Genomic DNA, 21,655 nt, shown 5'->3' with positions numbered 1-21,655 from the left:
GTTCAGGATGGTTGATATCATCGAGAAAAAAAGAGATGGGGAAATGCTTAGTAAAGATGAAATTACGTTTTTCATCAACGGCTACACGGACGGATCCATTCCGGATTATCAGGCAAGCGCCTTATTAATGGCGATTTACTTCCAAGGCATGACGCCTGAAGAACAAGGTCATTTGACGATGGCGATGGTTGAATCTGGCGATCAAATTGATCTATCAGCGATTGAAGGGCTGAAAGTCGACAAGCACTCGACCGGAGGCGTTGGTGATACGACTACGCTCATATTGGCACCTCTTGTTGCAGCTTGCGGCGTCCCGGTTGCCAAAATGAGCGGTCGCGGCCTCGGTCATACAGGCGGTACACTCGACAAGCTCGAAGCGATTGAAGGATTCCATATCGAACTATCAGAAGAACAGTTCGTCAAGCAAGTAAATGATTTGAAAGTTGCTGTCATCGGTCAAAGTGGTAATTTAACGCCAGCCGATAAAAATCTGTATTCTTTACGTGATGTAACAGGCACTGTGAGCAGCATTCCACTCATCGCAAGCTCGATTATGAGTAAGAAAATAGCTGCAGGTGCAGACGCAATCGTGTTGGATGTAAAAACAGGCGAGGGCGCGTTTATGAAGACGTTAGAAGATGCAGAAACGCTTGCGCATTCCATGGTAGCAATCGGACATCAAGTCGGTAGGAACACGATGGCAGTCATTTCAGACATGAGCCAGCCTCTCGGGTATGCAATTGGAAACGCGCTTGAAGTGAAAGAAGCAATTGATACGCTTAAAGGCGAAGGCCCTGAAGATTTAACGGAGCTTTGCCTCGTTTTAGGAAGCAAAATGATTGTAGCCGGCGAAAAGGCAGAGACAGTTGAAGAGGCGCGGAAAATGCTTGAAGCGGTCATCAGAGACGGTTCAGCATTGAATTTATTTGGGCAATTAATTGAAGCGCAAGGCGGGGACGCACGAATCGTTAACGACCCATCATTGCTCCCTTCAGCAAAATTCCAAATCGAAGTCCCTTCCTTAACTTCAGGAACGATTTCCAAAATGGAAGCAGATGAAATCGGAGTTGCAGCGATGCTACTAGGAGCGGGAAGAGCAACGAAAGACGACGAAATCGACTTAGCTGTCGGCATCGTCTTAAAGAAAAAAATCGGCGATAACGTAATCGCAGGTGAACCACTCGCCATCATCCACTCCAACCGGGAAGATGTTACAAAATCAATCGAACTAATTCAAAAACACATTCACATTTCAGACCAAGCACAACAAAAACCAGCCTTGATCCACGAAATGATAACAGGCTAATAAACAAAACAAAAACCATTTTGAGTCCTCTTATTTTGAGGGCTTGAAATGGTTTTTTTTCTAAAGTATCTTTTCCTAACATGTGTAAACTGTCCTAAAAATGGATAGACTTTTTTAGGTAGAATGCTTTGTCGAAAGATAGGAATATTGCAAAGTTAATGACTAGTTATGTCAGGTGAAAGGGTTTTCCCTGCCCAATGTTGAATAATTCCGCAAGAAGGAGGGATTCAGCATGGCTGATATTAAACAAATTGATGGCATTATGGTCGTAACATTGGCAGGGGAGTTGGACAATCTTGAAGCAAATAGGATCCGTTCCACGATCTCTTCTTCCATCTTCACTGGCAAAGTGAAAGGGATCGTCTGGGATTTGAGCCGCCTTGGATTTATGGACAGCGCAGGCATCGGGCTCATACTTGGAAGGATGCGTGACTTAGCACCGTTTAACGGTGAAACGCTCATCCTAAACCCATCCCCGACAATGGAGAAAATCTTCAGTTTTTCCGGCTTAGGTTCAAACATCAGGCACGGCTCGGTCGACAGTGTAATTGGTGAAATCGGAGGGGTCTTATATGAGAAATGAAATGACATTATCATTCGTTGCAATTGAAGAAAATGAAGCATTAGCGAGGATGGCGATGACCTGTTTTATAACACCATTGGATCCGACTCTTGAAGAGATCTCGGAATTCAAAACAATTGTATCGGAAGCTGTCACTAATGCTATTATCCACGGATATAATTGTGACGGAGAAAGCATGGTGACAATCCATGCCATCATTGATGAAAACAAGGTGACGATGACAGTAGAAGACAAAGGCGAAGGCATTTTTGATGTGCAACAGGCGATGGAACCGATGTTTACGACAAAACCGCTCATGGAACGATCAGGAATGGGATTTACGATTATGGAAAGCTTTTCAGACAGTCTCTCAGTAGAATCATCCATCGGAAATGGAACGGTAGTGCGATTCGAGAAAACGTTTTCTCCGGTCACGGAAGCAAGCAGAATGAGGTGACCGATGGATACTTCAGTTGAACGGCAAGATGCTCTATTGTCACAAGAGAAAATGAGGATGCTCATTCAGCAATCCCAAGAAGGCGATAAGGATGCAAGAAGGATGATGGTGGAGGGGAATACAAGGCTCGTCTGGTCCATCGTTCAACGATTTGCATCACGAGGAGCGGATCTAGAAGATCTGTTTCAAATCGGTTGCATCGGCCTTATGAAATCAATTGATAAGTTCGATCTCTCATATGATGTAAAGTTTTCTACGTATGCCGTACCGATGATTGTCGGAGAAATTCAACGCTTTCTCCGCGATGACGGCATGGTGAAAGTAAGTAGATCGATTCGTGAACTTAGTTTCAAAATCCGCCACGCAACTGACGACTACATTAAAAATCATGGAAGGTCGCCATCTGTTACGGAGATTGCTGAAGTTTTGGACGTGTCGATTGATGAAGTTATTCTCGCTTCGGATGCATTGCGAGATCCGGCATCCTTGCATGAACAGTTGTACGAAAACGAAGGAGACAGTCTGACATTAATGGACCAGTTAAGAGATGACCGGTCTGAAAGATTTTTTGATCACATTCCGCTTCGGGATGTAGTTTCCAAGCTGAATAAACGTGATCAGACAATCATTTACATGCGCTATTACTTGGATTACACGCAAAGTGACATCGCTGAACGAATCGGCATTTCACAAGTTCAAGTTTCTCGCCTGGAAAAGAAGATATTGGCCCAGTTGAAAATGTGGATGAGTGGACAACAAGAAGAAAGTGACAGTAAGGTGAGGATGGATTAATACATGGCAAAGTTATTTACATCTTTGAAAGACGGAGAAGAATGGTTTCAGAGTAAATTCGGTGTGAATGAGACGTTTGATGCTACGGCAAAGACTATCCATTTATGGGGAATGCCTGCACTACTGTTTTACATTAACGGTCTTGTCGATGGCGGAATTATAACGATGCTGTTGACGGAAGTGCAAGAAGGGATACCTCCGAGGGAGGAGAATAGGGATGATCCTGAATGGTTTCTTACCTATTTTCCATATTATGCTCTGTCAGATGTCGATGAGAAAGAAAAATTTCTTAATAACATATTGGCTGGACAAGTCGGCTTCTTACTCCCCGATGGATATGCATTCATCGGGGATATTCGAAGCTACCCCGGCAGATCCCCCGAGGAGCCGGACACTGAAAAAGTCATTCGGGGCGCGAGAGATGGTTTTACAGAAAACATTATTATGAATACGGCTCTCGTCAGAAGGAGACTGAGAACGGAAGACCTTCGATTTGAAATGCATCAGACGACCGTTAACGGCAAAACGGACGTTGCGATTACGTTTATGAAAGGTGCGGCTAGCGAAGAACATCTTTCCTATATCCGTGAAAGGCTTGACGACATTAAGCATGACGGACTGACAATGACGGATAAGTCTTTGGAGGAATTTCTGTTTAAGCAACGCTTTCATCCGATGCCATTCGTCCGTTACACAGAACGTCCTGATATTTGTGCTGCTCATATATTGGAAGGCCATATTGCGATCATTGTCGATACATCGCCATCTGTAATTTTAGTTCCAGCGACGATATTCCATCATTTGCAGCATGCGGAAGAATACAGACAAGCGCCGTTCATTGGAACGTTTGTCCGCTGGTTACGTCTACTTGGTGCTGCGCTTAGCCTCTTTTTACTCCCGTTTTGGTATTTAGTTTCAACGTATCAGCAATATTTGCCTATTTCGCTCAGCTATATTGGACCGAATGATCCGGGATCTATCCCGCTTCTCGTCCAAATTTTACTCGCGGATATCGGTATAGAAGTTTTACGAATGGCCGCAATTCATACCCCGTCCCCGATGACGACGGCAATGGGCCTCGTAGCAGCGATCGTAATCGGACAAGTGGCGATCGATGTCGGTCTTTTCACAGGAGAAGTGATCTTGTACGTTGCGGTAAGTGCAATCTTCACATTTGCAATACCATCATTCGAATTAAGCATTACGACGAAAGTTTTTAGGGTTTTCATCCTTATTTTAACAGGAATTCTCGGAGCTCCAGGTTTCTTCTTAGGAATCGTTTTCCTGTTTTATTATTTGGCTTCTCTCAAACCGATGGGTGTACCGTATTTATGGCCTGCCCTCCCATTTTTCCCAAATGCAATGAAGCGTGTATTGATCCGCTATCCAATGACGATGGATGCGCCGAGGCCATATATTACAAATGCACCAAAAAGGGATAGGCTTTCATAGAGGATTGATTCCCGGCTTCCAGTTATGATAAAGTTTTAACAACATGACTTGGAGGAATGAATATGCACCTATATGGAACTCAAACTGTGAACAATCTTGGCCACTTGACAATTGGTGGAGTCGATACAGTAGATCTTGCACATATGTATGGCACACCATTGCTTGTTTATGATATTGCCCTTTTTAAAGAACGCGCTATTGCCTTCAAGGAAACGTTTGCTAAGGCAGGTATTAAAGCACAAGTAGCATATGCAAGCAAAGCTTTTTCTTCTGTTGCAATTTATGAGTTAGCGAAGCAAATGGAACTCTCATTAGATGTTGTATCTGGGGGAGAACTGTATACTGCGGTAGCTGCTGATTTTCCACGCGAAAAGATTCATTTCCACGGGAACAATAAAAGCTATACGGAATTACAATTTGCATTCGATGAAAAAATAGGATGTATTGTAGTTGATAACTTTCTTGAAATTGAAATGCTAAAGGAAATTTCGGAATCACGTAAAGAAAAAATGAATGTTCTTTTGCGTGTTACTCCAGGCGTTGAGGCATCAACCCATAATTATATAACAACAGGTCAAGAGGATTCGAAATTCGGTTTCGATTTGAAGAATGGCCAAGCGGATGATGCTTTTCTTAAACTTTATAATCACCCGTACATTACTACGCTCGGTATGCATTGTCATATCGGATCACAAATCTTTGAAACGGACGCCTTCCGCTTTGCGGCAGAAGCGCTTATGGAGAAGATGATTGAATGGCGGCAGAAATTTAAGTTCGTATGCACAGTGCTCAACTTAGGTGGAGGTTTTGGCATACGGTATACGGAAGAAGATACACCGCTTCATCCTTCTGCTTATGTCGAGGAAATGGAGAATGTCGTTCTTTCAATGACGCGTGAGCATAATTATCCTTTGCCGGAAATTTGGATTGAACCTGGTAGATCTCTAGTTGGAGACGCAGGCACGACATTGTACACAGCAGGAAGTAGTAAGGAAGTACCTGGTATAAGGACTTATGTTGCTGTTGATGGTGGTATGTCTGACAATATTAGGCCTGCTTTATACGAAGCGAAGTACACGGCTGCTACGGCTAACAGGATGTTAGATCCCCACACGGATAAAGTGACGATTGCAGGGAAGTGTTGTGAATCTGGGGATAAATTGATTGAAGACGCGTACATCGCAGAACCTTCAGAAGGGGATATTATTGCCGTATTCTGCACAGGAGCCTATACTTACTCGATGGCAAGTAATTATAATCGAATTCCAAAACCAGCTATCGTTTTTTGTGAAAACGGCAAGCATCAATTAGTAGTTCGCAGGGAAACGTATGAAGATATCATCAGGCTTGATATCCCTTTGCAGAAGACCGAACAGGGAATTTCATTATGAGAAAGCGCAATTTGACCCTTTTTTTATTCATCATTATTGCCGCAATCATTTGGGGTGCAGTGTACTGGTACTTTATTGCCCCGATTGCCGGTCTTAATAAATGAACTTTCTCGATCATTGAAAAAGCCTAGGTTATCATGTACGATTATGCAAAGGGCCCATTTTAACTTATAAGTGGACAGCTTCATTACCGATGCCTACGGATTTTTGAAAAAGAAGGGATTTCAATGATGCTTTTACGATACAAGAAGGCGTATGAAAAAATCGCCATGGGCTTGTTATCTTTTATGCCCGGAGAAAAGTCTGTAAAAAAACTACAAGAAACGATTCATCTTTATGAAAAAGATGAGGATTGGCAGTTATATCTTTTGAAACAGGATGAAGATATTATCGGCCTAGCTGGAATCCGATTGGACGGAAATTCGTACACAGTTATGCACCTTTCTGTCAATCCATCTTTCCGCGGAGAAGGGATTGGCAGCAAAATAATTGGGAAACTTGGCGAACTCTTTCCTGACCTTGAATGTAAGAGTAATGAACATACAGAGTCGTTTTTGAAAAGATGCCTTCAAAGAGAAAAACAACAAGACGAATGAGAAATAGGCGCAGATCATTGTGGTCTGCGCTTTTTCTTTTCGCGTTCTTCAAGAATATCGGAGCGATCTCGAAGCATATGTTTATGAATGACAGCTTCGCTTCCGACGGGAAGAAGCTCCATAGTTTGGGCAATTTCCTCAACAGACTCTTTAAGGGATTCTGACGTAATCACAATTAGAAACGGAGTAAATGATTCACCTTTTCTAATTTTTTCGATAGACGTTTCAGTATCCTGTACAAGCTGTTTATAATTAATATTTTCTGTATAGTGGATGTCGTGCTTATTAAAAGTAAGGAATCTTTCCTTTGCTTTAACGAGTGTCCGATACGCTCCGTCTACATTGCCCCTTCTCCAATGGTATAGTCCGGTTGATAAGAGTATATAGGCGGTAAGCGGGTGATTTTTCGAATATCCCGGTATGGATTTCCAATACTCTTCAAGTACTTCATGGCACTCGAAGAAGTCTTGATTCCTATTGAAATAAACAATAAAATTAAAGAACAGCGGATGATAGTATGGATGCATTGAATCATTCCTTTTTTGTTATATTTGTGTTGTGATGGAGGAGTATATGACATATAAAGTTAAATTGGAGGCGTTTGAAGGGCCTCTTGATCTATTATTACATTTAATCAACCGACTTGAAATCGATATCTATGATATTCCAATGGCGGAACTAACAAATCAGTACATAGAGCATCTTCATACAATGCGCGTATTAGAACTCGACGAACTAAGTGAATACTTAGTACTCGCAGCAACCCTAATAGAAATAAAAAGTAAAATGCTCTTGCCGGTCCATGAAGGGGAAGTATTGGATGAAGATACAGAATTTCATCTCGAGGAAGATCCACGGGACGAATTAGTCGCCCGTCTAATTGAATATAAAAGATACAAGGAAGCAGCACATTCTCTATTGGAATCTGCAGAGGATCGAGCGGATCATTTTACGAAACTACCAGGCGATTTATCGGAATACGGCGAAGTGACCGTATTGCTTCCGGAAGAAAAGATGAATGTGTTCGATTTAATCGGCGCATTCCAGAAAATGCTCGAACGAAAGAAATTGCGTGCTCCGTTGACTGCAAATATTGTCCGATCGGAAATTTCGGTAAGTGAAAAGATGGATGCGATTATGACGTCTCTTGAAAGGAAGGGCGGTAGCTGCGATTTCGATAGCTTATTTGAAAGAGATGACGTCGAAGATTTAGTAGTAACCTTTCTATCAATATTAGAATTAATGAAACGTCTTGACATTATTGTGAAGCAGGAAAGCAATTTTGGGAAAATGATGGTCAAAATTGGAGGGGAGGAGAACTATGGAAACCTATGATGAACGTCTCACTGGAATGTTGGAAAGCTTTTTATTTATAGCTGGAGATGACGGTTTAACATTAAATCAAATTGCCTCGCTTCTTCAAGTGGAGCTAGACGCCGCAGCATCTATCGCTGAAGGACTGCGTGTGAATTATGAAGAAAGACCGGACTCGGGAATTACGCTTAGGCTTTACGGGGGACATTATCGGCTTGTTACGAAAGCCGAGTTTGCAGATGACATTGTGCGAATGCTAGAAAATCCGACGCGGAATTCAATTACACAAGCCTCAATGGAAGTTTTGGCCATTATCGCATACAAGCAGCCTGTTACACGGATTGAAATTGATGATTTGCGTGGCGTGAAGTCGGACGGGCCAATCCAAACGCTCGTCGCAAGAGGTTTTATTATGGAAGTAGGGCGTATGGAAGGCGCAGGACGGCCTATACTTTATGGGACGACAGATTTGTTTTTGGATAGATTCGGATTAGAGTCGATCGATATGCTTCCGCCGTTATCCGAAGGTGATGATGAGGAACAATTTGGTGATACAGATCTATTCATGACTAAATTCCAAGAAGCATTTGAAATAACGGAAGAAGGAGGAAACAATGATTGAGGCAGGCAATAGCCATTGTTTTGTTTCTATCGATCGTATTGACTGCATTTCCGAAAGAAGCGGCATCAGGAAGTGCGTGGGTCGTAATTGATGCGGAGACCGGACGTCTATTAAACGGCTCCAATGAAAATCTCCAATTGCCAATCGCGAGTTTGACGAAAATCTGGACAGCATTGACTTACATTGAAAGCGGAACTACTGACCGTGAAATAAGCATTTCGCCCGAGGCTGCTTCTGCCGAAGGCTCGTCCATCTATTTGGAACAAGGTATGATCATGGATGCCGATGTATTGCTTTACGGACTTATGCTACGGTCCGGAAATGACGCTGCATATGCACTTGCTGAGCATGCAGGTGGTTCAGTCGATGGATTTGTCGATTTGATGAATAAGAAAGCTGAATTGTATGGGTTGGAGCGGACAACATTTATAAATCCATCGGGACTACACGATGATCGTCATCTGTCAACCGCATACGAAACTGCATTAATGCTTTATTTTGCAATGAAAAACGACAAGTTTCAAAAAGTTGCTTCTGCTGAAAACTTTGTCTATCGACAAGGAGACGAAGTGAGGAGTTGGCGAAATAAGCATCGATTAATTCATACAAACGAAGCTGTCAAAGCAGGAAAGACAGGTTTTACAAAAGCGGCGGGCAGAACATTAGCGACCTATTTTGAAAAGGATGGAAAGAAACTAATCATTGTTACGTTAAATAACGGAAACGATTGGAATACGCACGAGCAGCTGGCAAATGAGACGTTTCGGAACTACGAGAATGTAACAGTTGCAAAGAAAGGGAAGTACCGCATTCTGCCTGGAGTTAATGGGGAACTTAAAAAGCCGATCGTATTGTTGTTGCATGAGGATGAAGTAGAACGAGTATCACATGTCGTCTACATCCCTCGAAAAAACGACAGAAAAGTGAAAGGGACTTGGACGGTGTCGCTCGATAATGAATTATTAATTACCGCCGAAATAGAAATTCGTAAATGAATTAAATAAATTTGAACAAGAAATAATTAGGGAAGACTGGCTCTGTACAGGTCGGTCTTCTTTTCATTTGCGATGAAATATGACATAATTTTTTGAGGTAGAAGGAAGGTGACGAGTTGGAAAGATTACAAAAAGTGTTAGCTCAAGCGGGCGTAGCATCACGTAGAAAAGCGGAAACGCTCATCGTTGAAGGTAAAGTGAAAGTGAATGGCAAAGTAGTGACAGAATTGGGGACGAAAGTATCACGCGCAGATCGTGTGGAAGTTGAAGGCGTGGAGCTTGTCAAAGAGCAATTCGTCTATTATTTACTTTATAAACCAAGAGGGTATATCTCGACTGTTAACGATGAAAAAGGAAGAAAAACGGTATTAGACCTACTTCCAATGGTAGAGGAAAGGATATTCCCAGTTGGCCGGCTTGATTATGACACATCAGGCATCATCATTCTGACAAACGATGGTGATTTTTCATATCTGATGACACATCCGAAGTTCGGTATTCAGAAAAAGTATGTTGCAAAGGTGAAAGGGATACCTGGACGAGATGCATTGAGAAGACTCGAGCGTGGTATAGAATTAGAAGATGGTATGACAGCTCCTGCTAGAGTAAAAATGCAATCTTTCGATAAAAGGACAAACTCGGCGATTGTTGAAATCACAATCCATGAAGGGCGTAACCGTCAAGTTAGAAGAATGTTTGACGCAATTGGCTGTCCTGTACAAAAACTGAGACGTGAGTCGTTTGCAATGTTGACGACGCATGGTTTAAATGCTGGGGAAGCACGCGAATTGACAACACATGAAGTGAAGCAATTACGAGTACTGGCGGAAACAGGGAAAATCGGATAACTGTATCTACGAGTGGCAACAGCTTAGTTAACATAAAGCTGTTGCCACTTTACGTTTTTTTTTTTCGTCTAGACTCCGGGTGGCAATTGCTCGGGTCATAAGTCGAAGCTGCTCTGTGGCAAAAAACGCCACGCCGCATCTTCGCCTTATGCCTGTCGCAATTAACCGCCACCCTGCGCTTTTGAAAAGTTCACAAACCTATCACGACTTCGTCATTATTATGACAATTCTTTTGTTATAATTAATATCGGAATCTTATTACGATAGGGGGCTATCAATTGTCCAAGGCAAATAAAAAGCGAACGCGCCTTATCTTTCGGGGTGTTGTTTTACTTTTGCTTGCAGCTGCTATTTTATTTTCCATATTCTCGAAAGACAAAGTTAAAGTTCTGGCAGTAGGAGACAAGGCACCGGACTTTGAACTTATTGATCTTGATGGGAACATACATCGTTTATCTGACTATGCAGGAAAAGGTGTTTTCCTGAATTTTTGGGGAACGTGGTGCCCACCATGCAAACGGGAGATGCCATACATTGAAAATCAATACAATGCCTTCAAGGACAAAGGAGTCCATGTGTTGTCAGTGAATATTGCTGAGTCCCATCTGAAAGTGGATACATTTCGTGACCAATATGATCTGACGTTTCCGATCGTTATCGATAAAAAGAGAGATGTTAAGGAACTTTATAACATTTTACCGCTTCCGACGACATTGTTAATCGACAAAGATGGGCGAATTACGAAAATCATTACTACTGAAATGACGGAAAAGGAAATCATTTCGTACATGGAAAGTATCCAACCTTGATAAGGAGTTCGTACACATGAGTAAAATCAAATGCCAATGCGGTCATGACAACCCATTTGGAACAGTGCTTTGTGAAAAATGTGGCCGTCCGATGACCGAGGAAGCCAAAAAAAGTGAAGTTGTCGATATGCGTTACGAAGGGTCTGCACGTAGATCCCAAACGTATAAACGGTCAATTATTGACAAGATTTGGAATTTCTTCTCCAGTGTAAAAGTTGGAGTCGGCATTATCATCGCTGTGCTTGCCACTTCGGCGATTGGAACAATATTTCCACAAAAGTTTTACGTACCCGTACCAGAAGCCGAGATGCTAGCTTACTATGAACGCTTATACGGTTTCATAGGTACGCTCTATTACAAACTAGGTTTCTATGATATGTATAATAGCTGGTGGTTTAAAATACTGATCGGCATGCTTGGTACATCCATTATCATTGCAAGTGTCGACAGGGTAGTCCCGCTTTATAAATCATTAAAGAAGCAGCGGACGAAACGTCATGCTTCATTTATGAAGCGCCAGCGGATTTACGGCATTGGCTCTTCCGGCAATGCCGATTCATCGCTAGCGAAAGCAGAAGAGAAGCTAAAGGCGATGAAATACAACGTTAAAACAGAAGACGGTGCTCTTCTAGCAGAAAAGAACCGTTTTTCACGTTGGGGTCCTTATGTTAATCATACTGGTTTGATTATTTTCCTGTTCGGAGTTTTACTGCGAGGAATCCCTGGATTCTATGTCGATGAGACGATGTGGATTCGTGAAGGAGAATTGCGTTCTATTCCTGGCGCTCCAGACTATTATTTGCAAAACAACGGTTTCACCATTGAGACATATTCGAAGGAAGAAGCTGATGAAGTTTTTGGAAAGGCGATTGATCGTGTCGGTACAATTGTGAAATCGTTTCAGACAGATGTCACATTGTACAAAAAGAAAGATGATAGTTTGCCAGGGTCAACTGATCTAGAGTATGTTAAAGACTATCCGATTATCGTTAATAAACCATTGACATTCGATGGATACAGTATTTTTCAGATGGACTACCGTTTGGATGAGTTGAAATCGATGACTATGCAGTTGGTTGAAAAGAAAACAGATAAATCATTTGGGCAATTTACGATTAATCTAGATGATCCAGAAGGCGTTTATGAACTGAATGATGGAGCTCGTGTCGATTTAATCGGCTATTACGCAGATTACGATGGGGTGGTAGATGGTGAACCTGTTTCAAAGTCACCGATTCCGAACAATCCAGCATTCATCTTCAATATGATTACTCCAGAAAAGCCAAAAGGTGAAAAGAGTTTTGTCGCCATTCGACAAACACTTGAAGTGGAAGAAAACGCCTATGCGGTAAAGTTTGTCAGTGCTGAAACAAGGGATATTTCCGGGTTGACAATACGAAAAGATAAATCATTGTACGTTCTCCTACTTGGAGGGCTTATCTTTATGATTGGTGTGATCCAAGGTTCTTATTGGAATCATAGACGTATTTGGGTCCAGAAAGGGGAAGGTGATAATCTACTAATCGCCGCCCATACGAATAAAAACTGGTTCTCCTTGAAAAAGGAACTGGACACTGTAAAAGAATATGCACACCTACCAAACTATGAAGATAGGTTGGACAATGAGTCGTCAACTGAGGAAGAGGAAGGAGAAAAATAATTATGGGATTAGCATCGTTAAGCGCTAACCTGCTGTTAGTTTCTTTCATTGCCTATATGGTCGCCACTTTATTTTTTGGCGGCGCGGTGAAGGGCGCCAAATCGGAAGCATCCTATAGAAACCATAGATGGGGCAATATCGGTATTGTCATAACGATTATTGGTTTCATTACACACCTTGGCTATTTCATTACAAGGTGGATTGCTTCGGGCCACGCACCCGTCAGTAATATGTTTGAGTTTACAACTGCTTTCGGTATGATGCTCGTAGGGTCATTCATCCTTCTGTTTTTCTTATATCGAACACCATCCCTTGGATTGTTTGCATTGCCGATTGCTATTATTATTATCGGATATGCAAGTATGTTCCCTAGGGAAATTACACCGCTCATACCTGCACTACAAAGTAAATGGTTGGCAGTACACGTCATCACTGCTGTTATCGGTGAGTCAATCCTTGCAATCAGTGCAGTGGCGGGTCTCATTTATCTATTAAAGCATGTGGATATGACAAAGCCGTCCAAACAGCGATTTTGGGTCGAAGCGGTCGTGTTTACACTTATTCTTGTCCTTGGATTCGTTTTTTCCTCTACAACATTCAAACTGACAGGATATGAAGCCCACTTTACGTATGTTGATAAAAACGTGGAGCTTCAGAAAATCGAGTATAATTATCCGCCACTATTCGGTATGAACGAATATGTTGCTCAAACTCCTGAAGCGATGACGCCTTTAGTTGAAATGCCGGCAATCGTCAACGCGAAAACATTGACGACATTCGTTTGGTCAGTTGTGACGGGAACAGTCCTTTATATTCTATTGCGACTCATATTCCGTAGACCGATTGCGGCCCTAATCCAACCATTTGCAAAGAAGGCGAATTCACAGCTAATGGACGAAATTGGATATCGTTCTGTGCTCATTGGGTTCCCGGTGTTTACCCTCGGAGCGTTAATCTTTGCGATGATCTGGGCGCATGAAGCTTGGTCAAGGTTTTGGGGTTGGGATCCAAAAGAGGTTTGGGCGCTTATTACATGGCTGTTTTATGCAGCTTTCCTCCATCTTCGACTGTCGAAAGGATGGGAAGGAAGAAAATCTGCTTGGCTTGCGGTTATCGGTTTTGTTATCATCATGTTCAATCTAATTGCTGTGAACTTGATTATTGCAGGTTTGCATTCATATGCATAAACCGATTGGACTGCACAGTGCCGTTTAGGAGCTGTGCAGTTTCTTTTTTTATCGACAACTTGTACAATAAGGACAGAAGTGTGTTGAAAGGGGAATTTGAAGATGGAAGAGACTGTTAGGCTATTAGTAGTAGATGATGAAGATCGAATTCGTCGACTTTTAAATATGTATTTGTCTCGCGAAGGCTTTGAAATTGATGAGGCGGTAGATGGTGCTGAAGCAATTGAGAAGGCGCTCGCTAATCATTATGACTGCATTTTACTCGATTTAATGATGCCTGAAAAAGACGGCCTCGAAGTATTGCAGGAGCTTCGTGATGAAAAGAAAATGACACCTGTCATTCTTCTAACGGCGAAAGGCGAGGAATCGGACCGTGTCGCTGGATTCGAAACAGGTGCAGACGATTATATCGTCAAGCCGTTCAGTCCTCGCGAGGTTGTTCTTCGAGTGAAGGCGATTCTTAGGAGATCAGTCACTTTCCCGGATGCAACGGCTGTGAACAGTTCAAAGGATCTCGTCGTCTTTCCGCAACTGACAATCGATCATGACGCACACCGTGTGACGGCTGAAGGGAAAGAAGTAAACTTAACACCGAAGGAATATGAATTGCTCTATTTCCTTGCGAAGTCACCTGACAAAGTATTTGATCGTGAGCAACTGTTGAAAGAAGTTTGGCACTACGAATTTTTTGGTGATTTACGGACAGTTGATACACACGTAAAAAGACTACGAGAGAAGCTTAGCCGTGTATCTGAAAGTGCCGCAAAAATGATTGTTACTGTTTGGGGCGTCGGCTATAAATTCGAGGTTCCGCATGAATAGAATATGGAATTCAATCGTCGGGAAGCTATGGGCAACCATATTGCTTCTCGTTTCCTTTGTCCTTTTCATCGTCACGGTCCTACTCCTTGAGTTTCTTGATAACTTCCATACGAACCAAGCCGAAGATTTTCTCCGCAGAGAAGCAACGACAATTGGTAAAATTGTTCTTGAGCATGAAGGTGATTCATCTATGCACCTCATCATTAAAGATATGTTGGATTATGAAACGAATGCAATGATCATTGATTCGGAAAAAAAGGTGCATTATTCATTTCATAGAGGTTTAAATCAGGACGAAATTGAACAAAAGATCTTATCTGAACCGAAGTTTTTTACAAATATCCACGTCAATGAAAAAGTCGTAAAAGAAATGATTCTTCCATCTATTGAGGATGAAAACGTCATGAAACAATATCTCGTTCTCATGTATCCATATGATGAGGTAGATGGTTCAATACATTCTATCGTCATGTACCAAAGCCTCGATGCCGTCCATAGAACGACAAAAAGGACGACACACATCGTTTTATTATCTGCTTTTATTGCTTTTATTTTGACAACCTTTTTCGCCTTCTTCTTATCTACAAAAATCACCTCTCCTTTACGGGGAATGAAACAAGCAGCCTTTGAATTATCAAAAGGGAACTTTGAAACACGACTGCCAGTTATGCAAAATGACGAAATTGGCCAGCTTGCGACTGCTTTCAATCAGATGGGCAAGCAGTTAAAATATCAGATTGAATTAATGAAGCAAGATAAGGAGCAATTAGCGAGCATCCTCACATCGATGACCGATGCAGTTATTACATTCAATCGAGATTATTCCATTCTTTTAAGCAACCCACAAGCTGAACGATTATGGCAGAAGTGGTATTTTGCAAATGATGAGAATGACAAAGTGTTGCCGAAAGAAATTTTTCATATGCTTGAACACGCAATATCGTTTGCGGTTGAAGTCGAAGATGAACTCGAAATCGGTGGCCAATTCTATGGCGTTTCCATTAGTCCACTTTACAGTGAAAATAGTATACGTGGCGCAGTAGCTGTGTTACGTGACATGACTGACCAGCATAAGTTGGATAAGCTGAGATCTGATTTCATTGCGAATGTATCTCATGAACTAAGAACGCCTATATCTTTATTGCAAGGGTATAGTGAAGCGATCATTGATGATGTGATGACGAGTGACGAGGAGCGTAACGAAATGGTCCAGATTATTCACGATGAATCAATGCGGATGAGCCGGCTCGTAACAGACCTTCTCAACCTTGCGCGAATGGAGTCAGGTCATATGCGGTTATACAAGACGAATTTCCACCTCATTCCTTTCTTAGATAAAGTGCATAATAAATTCATGCAAATTGCCCGTGATTCGAATGTTTCACTCGCATTAGATGTTAACGAAAGCGATAAAGAAATTATTTTGTATGCAGATGATGATCGACTAGAGCAAGTATTTACAAATTTAATTGATAATGCAATCCGTCATACACCAGATGGAGGAAAAGTAACTGTCGGTGTCGAAAGGAAAGGGGATATCGTTGAAATTTCGGTTGCCGATACAGGGAGCGGTATACCGGAAGAAGATTTGCCTTTCATCTTCGAACGTTTTTATAAAGCTGACAAAGCGAGGACGAGAGGGAAAGGTGGAACTGGATTAGGCCTTGCAATCGCAAAAAACATTATTGACTCACATGAAGGTCGGATTACTGCAGAACTTGGTGAAACGTCAGGTACAATCTTCAAATGCGCATTACCGGTTGGTCCGGAACTTGACGAGGAAGAGCTTTGACTGACGAAAATTAACAGAGGGATGAAACTTTTCATCTTGAATTACGACTAATGTATTGAACGGGGGGATTTCGTGGATGACTCCGTTTTCCACAGGCTATACGAGCAGTATCATCAGGATGTATTCAACTTTCTCATTTATTTGACGGGAGACCGGCACGTATCAGAAGATCTTGTGCACGAAGTGTATATAAGAGTATTACGAGCGTATGCCGGTTTTGAAGGGAAAAGCTCTGAAAAAACTTGGCTCTTTTCCATCGCGAAAAATGTCGCGATTGATCATTTTAGAAAGAAGAATGTACGTCAAAAACATCACTTCGATAAATTTGACTGGGAGCAGAGTGAACTACCTTCATTAGGTAGTACGCCTGAAGAAATTGCATCGTTGAATGAAGAGATGAGACAATTGCTACGGGTGCTAGATACATGCACTGGCGACCAAAAGATGGTAATCGTTTTACGTTATTTCCAAGAACTTTCTATAGCGGAAACAGCCGATACGCTCGGTTGGACCGAAGGAAAGGTGAAAACGACTCAACACCGTGCAATTAAAGCGTTGCAAAAGAAATTGAATGCTCTTTCGGCAGAGGAGGGAATATGATGACAAACAATCAATGGGATGACGACAAGCTGGAAAACCTTCTTCATTCAATGCCGAAAATTGAAGACAACCGTACGAAGGAGCTAGTTTTAGAGCGACTTAAGCGGGATCATCGACTGAAAAAGCGACAAAGGATGCAACCGAAGAAGTGGATGCCTTTCATTGTAGCTGCTGCAGCACTGCTTATCATCACTCTAATTATTCCTTCGATGATAAACAATACTGATAGGGCAGTCGAGGATTTGGATTCTGCTCGCGAACTTAGAGCCGAGAAAGCGATTGATACTTCATTTCAAAATGATGCAGTAGAGGAAGCAGAGACGTTTAGTGCAACTGAAACAAAGGAAACAGCGGTTGTGTCTTTTGCAGCTGTAGAAAGCCATGTGCTGCTTGCAGAAGAATTAATTGACGTCACTCCTTTTCAAGTTGGATTGATGGAATCTGCGAACGTCATACCGATTACATTCTTAATACAAGAATCGAGAATCCGTTCCGATTTTCCAGAAGGAAGTCCGACGAGCGTGGAGTTATATAATAATTATGCTGCGGAAATTCCTGAAGAGGAACTTGGTTTCAGTGACTACCATCCGTATAAAGGGACTATATACGATGAAAACGGCATACTCCATCATCAGATTCCAAATGATCATATGTATGATTCGTCTTCGGCAACTGTAGACGTTTATTTCAATTCGATGAAGGAAACTTTTTCTGATTTTGAAAAAATACAGCTCGTCGACGAACAGGGGAACCCAACTTCGTTTGCTAGTGTCGGGAAATCCGATGTTGAAGAGTTGAAAAATCCATTCCCTTATTATCGATATACAATGCCATCTGGTAAGGTTTATTTAGCTCCTTATGAACCGGCGGAGGCAGTCGATACAGTGCTAGACGGCCTCCTTGCAATGAAAGAAGTGAATGGAGATAGTGTGGATACGGTAATCCCTCGCAATGTGGACTTTCATGTACGGATGGAAGGCGAAGTAGCTGTCATTTCGTTCAAAGAGCCATTTGACGTCACTGCGTTTGAGCAGAATGAAGTAAATCAAATGATTGAAGGATTCATGCTAACCGCTAGCGGCTATCGTAAACAAGTGCAGCTTGAAAATGTTATTCAAGCAAGCTTTGGGAAGTACGATCTCACAAAAGTGTTGCCAATGCCGATTGGTAGCAATCCTACACTATTCACTCAATAATTACTTTAAAGAACGTTTTGTAAACAGTAGAGTTTACAAAACGTTTTTTTATCGTTATAATAGAGTTGTAAAATAATATTGATTCATCTTCGGGGCAGGGTGTAATTCCCGACCGGCGGTAATGATAGTTTATCTTTCTAGCCCGCGAGCTTAACAGCTGATTCCGGTGAGATTCCGGAGCCGACAGTATAGTCTGGATGGGAGAAGGTGAAGGTGCAGCCGTCTTTTTGTGTTGTCTACAAAAAGGGTGCTTATTTAAGTGTGGGAAAGTGTAAAGTGATTTGACTCTTTACTACCGACCCCTATTTAATGATGCCTTTCAAACTCTCCCTAAAGCTTATTTGCTTTAGGGATTTTGTTTTGGACAACACGAGAAATGGTCAGGCCTTTCCTCTTTTGAAGTGAATCGCAAAAGGAGAGAGGGTTAACATGAACAACAAAAAATTACGTAGGATGGTACTCATTGCAATATTGGGAAGTATTTCGACAGTGCTAATGCAATTTAATTTTCCGTTACCTGCATTGCCACCATTCCTAAAAGTCGATTTCGGTGAAATACCTGCTGTACTAGCAGTTATGACAATGGGGCCGATTGCGGGAATTGCTGTAGAATTGATTAAAAACGTACTGCACTGGTTCTTATCCGGAAGCCCGACAGGTGTTCCTGTAGGGGAGATGGCGAACTTTGCAACTGGCGTGTTATTCATTATGCCGATCTATTTTATCTTTAATAAAGTTCGAAACACGAAAGGCTTGACAGCGGGTCTCATTGCCGGAACAGCTTCCATGGCTGTAGGAATGAGTTTGTTGAATTATCTCGTGTTCCTACCGATGTATGTATACTTTATGAATATGCCTGCATATACAGGCGATGCTTTGTTCAGCGTAATTGTTTTAGGAATTCTTCCTTTCAATTTGATAAAAGGTATTATGCTGATGGTCGTTTCGTTGCTGCTGTATAAGAGCATGAGCAAATGGATTGACCAACAAAACCGCCAATTGACGGCATAATAAAAAATAGTAAAAGCGAGTATGAGGACAGCTAATTGTTCCCATACTCGCTTTTTTATTAGTAAACCGCGGATTTCCGTTTCAGGCAGACGCTTTCCGCGGGCACGGCTTCAATCTCCTCGCCACTGCGTGTCTGCGGGGCTTTCAGCTCGTGCTGTTCCCGCAGGAGTCGCTGCCTTCCACTCCAATCCACTAGCGTTCTATGTTAACATTAGGTTAATTCAGTTTATGAATACACCTTCGAATTCAAAATTTTGAAGCATTGATATAATGAGAAGATGGGGGGATATAAATGAAAGTTGATTTTGGAAATGTCGCTAAAAATTATGCTAGATATAGAAATGACTTACCTGCCGAACTATTAGAAGGTTTAAAACGAAGAGGTATAGTTTTTAACAACAAAAAGATTGCTGATCTTGGAGCTGGTACGGGTATTTTGTGTAGAGCTTTACAACAAGTAGGGGCAGCTGTTGTCGGTGTGGAACCATCATTAGAACTAATCGAGCAAGCTAAAGAAATTGATGAAAAAGAAGGGTATATGATTGAATATGTAAACGCTTACTCGGAGAATACGTGCTTAGTTGAAGACGCATATGATATCGTAACTGTTTTAAGGGCTTGGCATTGGTTTGATGCCGAAAAAACTCTTGCTGAAATCAAAAGAATTTTAAAGGATGATGGATCACTGATCGTTATCGATTCAGGATTTTTATCTAAAAGTAAGGTTGTAGGCGATACGCTTGAAATTATTAAAAAGCATATGCCTGATGGTAAGCTAAAATCTGCTGGTTCTAAATCCAATGCAAAACAGATGATTAACAGTTTTCCGGTTGAATGGTTTAAGGAATGGCGGGAACATCAATTTGATTTACAAGAAACGTATAAGTTTCACTACAATGTAACTTTTTCAAACGAAGAATGGTGTGGGAGAGTCGGTTCCTTGTCTTGGCTATCCGGTTTCAATGAAAATGACAGAACCGATATATTAGAAGAGCTCTTTACTTTTTTAGAAGAGAATTACAAGGGAGTTAAACACAATATTGAACACGGATGCTATGTAGCGGTATTAAATCGTGTTTGATACCTGGTTAGACTAGTTGTTTTCAACTATCGTGCGCTTATCTAATGTAATGAAATACTCAAATTGAGGGTGTGGGGAAATGGATTGGTTATGGGCATGGCTTGCATTTTCACTTGGAGCTGGAGCGTTTTATGAGTCCTTTCAAGTAAAAAAAGAAAATAAGAGGTTGAAAGAAAGAATTGAAAAGTTAGAAGAGGAGGTATATAAGTAAGCAGAGCAATTGGGCACGTTAATGGAGTATAGAAAATAGGGAGATTGTAGCTTGTCACGCTTTATGTATAAAATATCAAGGGGGGGATTTTATTGAATAAAAATCTAAAGTTACTATATTGCATTTTAGGAAGTGCTGTAATTGCTTTATTAAATACTCCTTTACTCAGCAACGCTAAGCTTGGAATCTTCCAGGGGGGGTATGGAGGATATTTTTTGGAGAGGTGTTAGTTGTATTCACTAATATACTGTCGTTAGTCGGATTCTTACTACTAATGTTTTTTTCTGTTGCATTGATAGTAAGTAATATTAAATTTAACACCAAATGAAGTTTCATTAATCGGGTCGCTGTTCGATTGGCTGAAGCCGTGCCCGCGGAAAGCGACCGCCTGAAGCGCAAATCCGGTTATAATAACAAAAAACCAAAAGGCTGTCCAGATATTATTCCGGACAGCCTCTTAGTTCATGCGTGTTTACGTCCAGCTTCGGGCGGCAGCCTCTCGGGTCACTTCGTCATTGAAATAAAAGGCAAAGAGCGCCTTTTCTTTCAAGGCCTCCAGTGAAAGCCGTTACGAGCACCAACTATGATGCCTTAGTTTCTGCAAAGGGCGCAGAAACTAAGGCAAATCGAACCCTTCGCTGTTCGATTGGCTAAACGCCGCCCTACGCTTTTGTGTTAGTCCTCATATTTTAACGGGTCGCCGTCGAACGGTGCGTCTGCGATTTTGATTGAATCTGTCGGACAACCGTCAAAAGCGTCTTCCATATCTTCCAGTAGTTCTTCTGGAACTTCAGCAGTTCCCATGTTATCATCTAGGATAACGAAAGCAATCCCCTCATCGTCATAATCGTAGATGTCAGGTGCCGCAGCGCCGCAAGCCCCACATGCAATACATGTGTCTTGGTCAACGATGGTGTATTTTTTGCAAGTAGACATTGACGTTCTCTCCTC

24 protein-coding genes and 1 riboswitch are annotated in these 21,655 nt (G+C 41.8%); of the genes, 22 read left to right on the top strand and 2 right to left on the bottom strand.

The features are described from left to right. Positions 1-7: 7 nt before the first annotated feature. The 7 genes from QM454_RS14375 (at position 8) to QM454_RS14345 (ending at position 6,556) form a co-directional block, all read left to right on the top strand. A complete protein-coding gene (locus QM454_RS14375) occupies positions 8-1,306 on the top strand; it encodes a pyrimidine-nucleoside phosphorylase (protein WP_432364031.1) in 1,299 nt (432 codons plus the stop codon). A gap of 232 nt (positions 1,307-1,538) precedes the next feature. Then, positions 1,539-1,889, top strand: coding sequence for an anti-sigma factor antagonist (locus QM454_RS14370; RefSeq protein WP_432359138.1), 351 nt, complete (start codon positions 1,539-1,541; stop codon positions 1,887-1,889). Further along, positions 1,879-2,325 (top strand): anti-sigma F factor, encoded by a 447-nt coding sequence (spoIIAB, locus tag QM454_RS14365; protein ID WP_432359136.1) that lies wholly within the window; start codon positions 1,879-1,881, stop codon positions 2,323-2,325. Before QM454_RS14370 ends, spoIIAB begins: the two co-directional genes overlap by 11 nt. A gap of 3 nt (positions 2,326-2,328) precedes the next feature. Further along, a complete protein-coding gene (locus tag QM454_RS14360) occupies positions 2,329-3,117 on the top strand; it encodes a SigF/SigG family RNA polymerase sporulation sigma factor (protein ID WP_432359135.1) in 789 nt (262 codons plus the stop codon). A 3-nt stretch (positions 3,118-3,120) separates the two neighbouring features. Next, a complete protein-coding gene (locus tag QM454_RS14355; RefSeq protein WP_432359133.1) occupies positions 3,121-4,569 on the top strand; it encodes a spore germination protein in 1,449 nt (482 codons plus the stop codon). A gap of 62 nt (positions 4,570-4,631) precedes the next feature. Then, positions 4,632-5,960 carry a diaminopimelate decarboxylase gene (gene lysA / locus QM454_RS14350; protein WP_432359132.1) on the top strand — a complete coding sequence of 443 codons (1,329 nt, stop codon included), beginning with the start codon at positions 4,632-4,634 and terminating at the stop codon, positions 5,958-5,960. Positions 5,961-6,190: 230 nt separating this feature from the next. Further along, complete coding sequence (locus QM454_RS14345) at positions 6,191-6,556, top strand: GNAT family N-acetyltransferase (protein ID WP_432364029.1); 366 nt, start codon at positions 6,191-6,193, stop codon at positions 6,554-6,556. Positions 6,557-6,570: 14 nt separating this feature from the next. Here QM454_RS14345 and QM454_RS14340 read toward each other — a convergent pair whose 3' ends face one another. Then, positions 6,571-7,083, bottom strand: a complete 513-nt coding sequence (locus tag QM454_RS14340) for a DUF309 domain-containing protein (protein WP_432359130.1) — start codon at positions 7,081-7,083, stop codon at positions 6,571-6,573. Positions 7,084-7,129: 46 nt separating this feature from the next. Here QM454_RS14340 and QM454_RS14335 point away from each other — a divergent pair, with 46 nt between their 5' ends. The 15 genes from QM454_RS14335 to QM454_RS14265 all read left to right on the top strand — a co-directional run bounded on the left by QM454_RS14335 (position 7,130) and on the right by QM454_RS14265 (position 21,266). Next, positions 7,130-7,891 carry a segregation/condensation protein A gene (locus tag QM454_RS14335; RefSeq protein ID WP_432359129.1) on the top strand — a complete coding sequence of 254 codons (762 nt, stop codon included), beginning with the start codon at positions 7,130-7,132 and terminating at the stop codon, positions 7,889-7,891. Further along, the gene (gene scpB, locus QM454_RS14330; protein WP_432359127.1) at positions 7,878-8,492 is read left to right on the top strand and encodes an SMC-Scp complex subunit ScpB; all 615 of its coding nucleotides are present in this window, start codon (positions 7,878-7,880) and stop codon (positions 8,490-8,492) included. The genes QM454_RS14335 and scpB overlap by 14 nt, the downstream gene beginning before the upstream one ends. After that, positions 8,489-9,487, top strand: coding sequence for a D-alanyl-D-alanine carboxypeptidase family protein (locus tag QM454_RS14325; RefSeq protein WP_432359125.1), 999 nt, complete (start codon positions 8,489-8,491; stop codon positions 9,485-9,487). Before scpB ends, QM454_RS14325 begins: the two co-directional genes overlap by 4 nt. A gap of 116 nt (positions 9,488-9,603) precedes the next feature. Beyond that, on the top strand, positions 9,604-10,335 hold the full coding sequence (locus QM454_RS14320; RefSeq protein WP_432359123.1) for a pseudouridine synthase: 732 nt from the start codon (positions 9,604-9,606) through the stop codon (positions 10,333-10,335). A gap of 278 nt (positions 10,336-10,613) precedes the next feature. Further along, positions 10,614-11,144: a thiol-disulfide oxidoreductase ResA gene (resA, locus tag QM454_RS14315; RefSeq protein ID WP_432359121.1), complete on the top strand. Its 531-nt coding sequence runs from the start codon at positions 10,614-10,616 to the stop codon at positions 11,142-11,144. Positions 11,145-11,160: 16 nt separating this feature from the next. Continuing rightward, positions 11,161-12,804 carry a cytochrome c biogenesis protein ResB gene (resB, locus tag QM454_RS14310; RefSeq protein ID WP_432359119.1) on the top strand — a complete coding sequence of 548 codons (1,644 nt, stop codon included), beginning with the start codon at positions 11,161-11,163 and terminating at the stop codon, positions 12,802-12,804. A gap of 2 nt (positions 12,805-12,806) precedes the next feature. Further along, positions 12,807-13,991, top strand: a complete 1,185-nt coding sequence (gene ccsB, locus QM454_RS14305) for a c-type cytochrome biogenesis protein CcsB (protein ID WP_432359118.1) — start codon at positions 12,807-12,809, stop codon at positions 13,989-13,991. Between the two features lie 102 nt (positions 13,992-14,093). Continuing rightward, positions 14,094-14,813 carry a response regulator transcription factor gene (locus QM454_RS14300; protein WP_432359116.1) on the top strand — a complete coding sequence of 240 codons (720 nt, stop codon included), beginning with the start codon at positions 14,094-14,096 and terminating at the stop codon, positions 14,811-14,813. Then, complete coding sequence (locus QM454_RS14295; RefSeq protein ID WP_432359114.1) at positions 14,806-16,605, top strand: ATP-binding protein; 1,800 nt, start codon at positions 14,806-14,808, stop codon at positions 16,603-16,605. Before QM454_RS14300 ends, QM454_RS14295 begins: the two co-directional genes overlap by 8 nt. Positions 16,606-16,677: 72 nt before the next feature. Then, complete coding sequence (gene sigX / locus QM454_RS14290) at positions 16,678-17,205, top strand: RNA polymerase sigma factor SigX (RefSeq protein ID WP_432359112.1); 528 nt, start codon at positions 16,678-16,680, stop codon at positions 17,203-17,205. Beyond that, complete coding sequence (locus tag QM454_RS14285; protein WP_432359110.1) at positions 17,205-18,401, top strand: hypothetical protein; 1,197 nt, start codon at positions 17,205-17,207, stop codon at positions 18,399-18,401. The genes sigX and QM454_RS14285 overlap by 1 nt, the downstream gene beginning before the upstream one ends. 81 nt (positions 18,402-18,482) lie before the next feature. Further along, positions 18,483-18,614, top strand: a riboswitch (FMN riboswitch). Between the two features lie 216 nt (positions 18,615-18,830). Continuing rightward, positions 18,831-19,412, top strand: a complete 582-nt coding sequence (locus tag QM454_RS14280) for an ECF transporter S component (protein WP_432359108.1) — start codon at positions 18,831-18,833, stop codon at positions 19,410-19,412. A gap of 292 nt (positions 19,413-19,704) precedes the next feature. Beyond that, the gene (locus QM454_RS14275) at positions 19,705-20,493 is read left to right on the top strand and encodes a class I SAM-dependent methyltransferase (RefSeq protein ID WP_432359106.1); all 789 of its coding nucleotides are present in this window, start codon (positions 19,705-19,707) and stop codon (positions 20,491-20,493) included. 79 nt (positions 20,494-20,572) lie between these two features. Further along, a complete protein-coding gene (locus QM454_RS14270) occupies positions 20,573-20,704 on the top strand; it encodes a LapA family protein (RefSeq protein WP_432359104.1) in 132 nt (43 codons plus the stop codon). A gap of 355 nt (positions 20,705-21,059) precedes the next feature. Beyond that, positions 21,060-21,266: a hypothetical protein gene (locus tag QM454_RS14265; RefSeq protein WP_432359103.1), complete on the top strand. Its 207-nt coding sequence runs from the start codon at positions 21,060-21,062 to the stop codon at positions 21,264-21,266. Between the two features lie 113 nt (positions 21,267-21,379). Here the strand turns inward: QM454_RS14265 and QM454_RS14260 are convergent, their stop codons facing one another. Next, positions 21,380-21,640 (bottom strand): ferredoxin, encoded by a 261-nt coding sequence (locus QM454_RS14260; protein WP_432359101.1) that lies wholly within the window; start codon positions 21,638-21,640, stop codon positions 21,380-21,382. Positions 21,641-21,655: the final 15 nt, after the last annotated feature.

The sequence above is a fragment of the Sporosarcina sp. UB5 genome (genome assembly GCF_050859005.1).
GTDB lineage: Bacteria > Bacillota > Bacilli > Bacillales_A > Planococcaceae > Sporosarcina.
The sequence above is the reverse complement of the archived record's forward strand: the minus strand, read 5'-3'. Positions and strand labels throughout refer to the sequence as shown.

What these genes read in the sequence shown, in the direction of transcription:
- QM454_RS14375 (WP_432364031.1), top strand. Translation starts at nt 8, where the DNA reads ATGGTTGATATCATCGAGAAAAAAAGAGATGGGGAAATGCTTAGTAAA.
- QM454_RS14370 (WP_432359138.1), top strand. Translation starts at nt 1,539, where the DNA reads ATGGCTGATATTAAACAAATTGATGGCATTATGGTCGTAACATTGGCA.
- spoIIAB (WP_432359136.1), top strand. Translation starts at nt 1,879, where the DNA reads ATGAGAAATGAAATGACATTATCATTCGTTGCAATTGAAGAAAATGAA.
- QM454_RS14360 (WP_432359135.1), top strand. Translation starts at nt 2,329, where the DNA reads ATGGATACTTCAGTTGAACGGCAAGATGCTCTATTGTCACAAGAGAAA.
- QM454_RS14355 (WP_432359133.1), top strand. Translation starts at nt 3,121, where the DNA reads ATGGCAAAGTTATTTACATCTTTGAAAGACGGAGAAGAATGGTTTCAG.
- lysA (WP_432359132.1), top strand. Translation starts at nt 4,632, where the DNA reads ATGCACCTATATGGAACTCAAACTGTGAACAATCTTGGCCACTTGACA.
- QM454_RS14345 (WP_432364029.1), top strand. Translation starts at nt 6,191, where the DNA reads ATGCTTTTACGATACAAGAAGGCGTATGAAAAAATCGCCATGGGCTTG.
- QM454_RS14340 (WP_432359130.1), bottom strand. Translation starts at nt 7,083, where the DNA reads ATGCATCCATACTATCATCCGCTGTTCTTTAATTTTATTGTTTATTTC.
- QM454_RS14335 (WP_432359129.1), top strand. Translation starts at nt 7,130, where the DNA reads ATGACATATAAAGTTAAATTGGAGGCGTTTGAAGGGCCTCTTGATCTA.
- scpB (WP_432359127.1), top strand. Translation starts at nt 7,878, where the DNA reads ATGGAAACCTATGATGAACGTCTCACTGGAATGTTGGAAAGCTTTTTA.
- resB (WP_432359119.1), top strand. Translation starts at nt 11,161, where the DNA reads ATGAGTAAAATCAAATGCCAATGCGGTCATGACAACCCATTTGGAACA.
- ccsB (WP_432359118.1), top strand. Translation starts at nt 12,807, where the DNA reads ATGGGATTAGCATCGTTAAGCGCTAACCTGCTGTTAGTTTCTTTCATT.
- QM454_RS14300 (WP_432359116.1), top strand. Translation starts at nt 14,094, where the DNA reads ATGGAAGAGACTGTTAGGCTATTAGTAGTAGATGATGAAGATCGAATT.
- QM454_RS14295 (WP_432359114.1), top strand. Translation starts at nt 14,806, where the DNA reads ATGAATAGAATATGGAATTCAATCGTCGGGAAGCTATGGGCAACCATA.
- QM454_RS14285 (WP_432359110.1), top strand. Translation starts at nt 17,205, where the DNA reads ATGACAAACAATCAATGGGATGACGACAAGCTGGAAAACCTTCTTCAT.
- QM454_RS14280 (WP_432359108.1), top strand. Translation starts at nt 18,831, where the DNA reads ATGAACAACAAAAAATTACGTAGGATGGTACTCATTGCAATATTGGGA.
- QM454_RS14275 (WP_432359106.1), top strand. Translation starts at nt 19,705, where the DNA reads ATGAAAGTTGATTTTGGAAATGTCGCTAAAAATTATGCTAGATATAGA.
- QM454_RS14270 (WP_432359104.1), top strand. Translation starts at nt 20,573, where the DNA reads ATGGATTGGTTATGGGCATGGCTTGCATTTTCACTTGGAGCTGGAGCG.
- QM454_RS14260 (WP_432359101.1), bottom strand. Translation starts at nt 21,640, where the DNA reads ATGTCTACTTGCAAAAAATACACCATCGTTGACCAAGACACATGTATT.